Below are 2759 nucleotides of genomic sequence, written 5' to 3'. Positions count from 1 at the left end.
AACTCAAAAAGCCATTGGAAATGTATAAATTAGCAGCATAAAAACAATTAAGAAACAACTAATTGTGGTCTAAAGAAATGAGGGTAGAATAATATGATCCTCCATTTATTTGGATATCAAATTTTTTTCCTTTGTAGGAATAGTTTTCAACGTTGATATTACAAGGCGTAGTTGGATAAGTAAAATGCAGTTCATTCTCATTAACTTCTTCCGACATACTAACTATGTTATCAATATCGGAATTCGAAAGTGTCCATTTTTTTTCTTTCTCTCCAATTTTTTCTCCTGTTGAATATTCGCCTTCACATTTTGCAGTTTCAGTTTTAGGTTTTTGAATTTGCTTTTTTTATCTTTGTGCTGTTCATCACAGGAAGCAAAAAAGCACTAAAAGAAATGGCACTAATTGTCTCAATTTAGTTTGAATAATTTATTTCTATCGGTGTATAAATTCTAAAATTGGAAGATTTGTCATCCCAATATTTTATTACTGGAGATTCTAAATATTTTTTTTCTTTTTTTGAATATAATTTAAATAAAAAATCTCCATCTTGCATATTTTCAATTAAACTAGTATCAAAATTAATGCAGTTAGTTTTGGTAGAATCATAATAAAAATAAATAGTATCGTCTACTTTATAAGAAGTACATTGTATTTTACATCCTGGTAATTCTCCCTCATAAAAGAAGATGTTTTTATCATAAATATTTATTGTATATATTTTGTATAATTGTTCGTAATTATTATTATCAAATTTAAAAATTCCGTTCCATTTTGAAATATCAATGGCATTAGTTTCTAAATATTTTTTAATGCCAACTTTTTTATTTTCATAATTGCTGTCATCATCTTCAGTCAATTTTCGAATAAAATATTTTTCAACTTTTTCTTGAGATTCTAAATCGAAGGTATACAAGTCGCGATGTCCTTTGTTATCTGTAAGAAAATAATATGACATTGCATTAATTTCTATTTTATATGAATTTCCATCTATTGTAATATCAGCAGAAATCCAAGATGGGATGGCAGGATTTAGTACATTTAAAATTTCAGATTTATTGTTTTTTTTCCCAAGACTTACAATTTCTTGAATATCATTTTTATTTAATGACCAATTTAAACATAATATATAATCATAAATATTTTTAGTTAAATTTTTATAACAAGTTTTTGTAATATTATCAATAACAACTATTTTTGTCGATTTTAAAACTTCTTTTTCATTATTTAAACCATCAGTATTGTTCACTTTTGAACAATACTGGATTTGAAATAGAAAAAGTAAAATAAATAAATATTTCATATTATTTGTTATTATAATAAGGTAACATCGCATCATAAACATTTTGTCCTTCCAATGGTTGTTTTTTACATAATTTTTCATGTACTTTTACGTCTCCGATATTTAATTTGAAATGATTTAAAAGAAATTTCAACAAACAAGCAACTGATTTAGCTTGATTATTTTTAACTACTTCCCAGTGATGGTGAGGTATATTATCATATTTTTTACCAACTCTATTATTACCATCTTTATCTATTGAATATCCACATGTTTCTATAGCAATACTATTATTGTTTCCCCATCCTGCAGTCTTAGTAGATGCAAATTGTGCAACTCCCATATGAGATCCTCTTTTGTTAATGCCAATAGTTTGATATACCGTTCCATCATAATCTACAACAAAGTGTGCTCCATAACCTTCACTTTTCATATGGTTTAATGTACCTGAAGCAAATCCTCCTGCTGTTCTGTGTAAAACAATAATTTTCACATCTTGTGTCATTGCATGCTTATTACAATTATCTATTTTATTTTTTGTTATTAAGAAATTGTCAATAAATTCCTCCACTACTTTTCCTTCTGCACACTTTCCTGTTATGGCTGCCGACTTTTTTTCTATAATATTTTCACACTTTTCAATTTTTGAGTAAGGCAATCCCTCGGTTAAATATTTCTGGACAGAGATTTTTATCTCTGATTTCATAAGTTTTCCATCTTTGTTAAGATCCATCCCCTTATTTTTAGAATATGACGAAACTCTTTTATTTTTTAATTTATCCGTTTCGGATGGTCTATCCAGTTTTTTAACATTATCAGCAAATACAACATGTTCAGGCAATCCTGATGAAACCGGAAACAATACCTTTAAATAGAAATCAACAAATTCTAATTTTTTACCCTTTAAAGAATCAAAAAATTTTTTCACATAATCTAACTGTTTGATTGCGGTCATTTCTGCGAAATCTTTCACTCTGTCCAAATTCCAATCCTCTTTTTGTTTTGTTTTTTTATTATACTTTTTACCATAATAATTTTTGACAGTTTCCATAGTAATTTCATGCCCTAAAAGATCTTTTGCCGTGGAAGGCATAAACTGTATTAATCCTGTACCTCCAGAATTTGCTTGGTTTGGAGCATCAGGTTTGAATGTACCACCACTTTCCCATGCAAATATAGCCATAAGATTGTTTGCCATTTTTAAATAATTATCAGGCCATAACTCTTCACTTATTTTTACAACTTTTTTTCTAAAATCACAACTTACTTTACTTCCCCATATTAAATTATATTTTTGACATTCGCAGACGCCATCTTTTTTCTCTTCAGGTTTTTTATCAACGATTGTTGTAGATAAGCCTTTCACTTGTTTGATCTGCTCCGCATTCAAATCAACATCTATATTAGAAGATTTGGTAGAAACATGCATAAAAACTATTTCTGCAAATATTTCCTGGTAATATCCACTGTTGTATTCAC

The 2759-nt window shown here is 27.9% G+C and carries 3 protein-coding genes; all 3 read right to left on the bottom strand.

All coding sequences use genetic code 11. The features are described 5' to 3' along the window. Positions 1–58: 58 nt before the first annotated feature. The gene (locus tag HNQ03_RS15900) at positions 59–217 is read right to left on the bottom strand and encodes a hypothetical protein (protein ID WP_173780678.1); all 159 of its coding nucleotides are present in this window, start codon (positions 215–217) and stop codon (positions 59–61) included. A 196-nt stretch (positions 218–413) separates the two neighbouring features. Continuing rightward, positions 414–1247, bottom strand: coding sequence for a hypothetical protein (locus HNQ03_RS15895; RefSeq protein WP_173780677.1), 834 nt, complete (start codon positions 1245–1247; stop codon positions 414–416). Between the two features lie 55 nt (positions 1248–1302). Beyond that, positions 1303–2759: N-acetylmuramoyl-L-alanine amidase (locus tag HNQ03_RS15890; RefSeq protein WP_226927537.1), on the bottom strand; the 1457-nt coding region annotated here is incomplete at its 5' end.

This window comes from Frigoriflavimonas asaccharolytica (assembly GCF_013294015.1).
In the GTDB taxonomy this organism is placed as follows: domain Bacteria; phylum Bacteroidota; class Bacteroidia; order Flavobacteriales; family Weeksellaceae; genus Frigoriflavimonas; species Frigoriflavimonas asaccharolytica.
Note: the sequence above shows the minus strand (reverse complement) of the source record. Positions and strands in the feature narration are given on the sequence as shown.

Excerpts from the sequence above, each read along its gene's own strand:
- HNQ03_RS15900 (WP_173780678.1), bottom strand. The coding sequence starts at position 217 with ATGTCGGAAGAAGTTAATGAGAATGAACTGCATTTTACTTATCCAACT.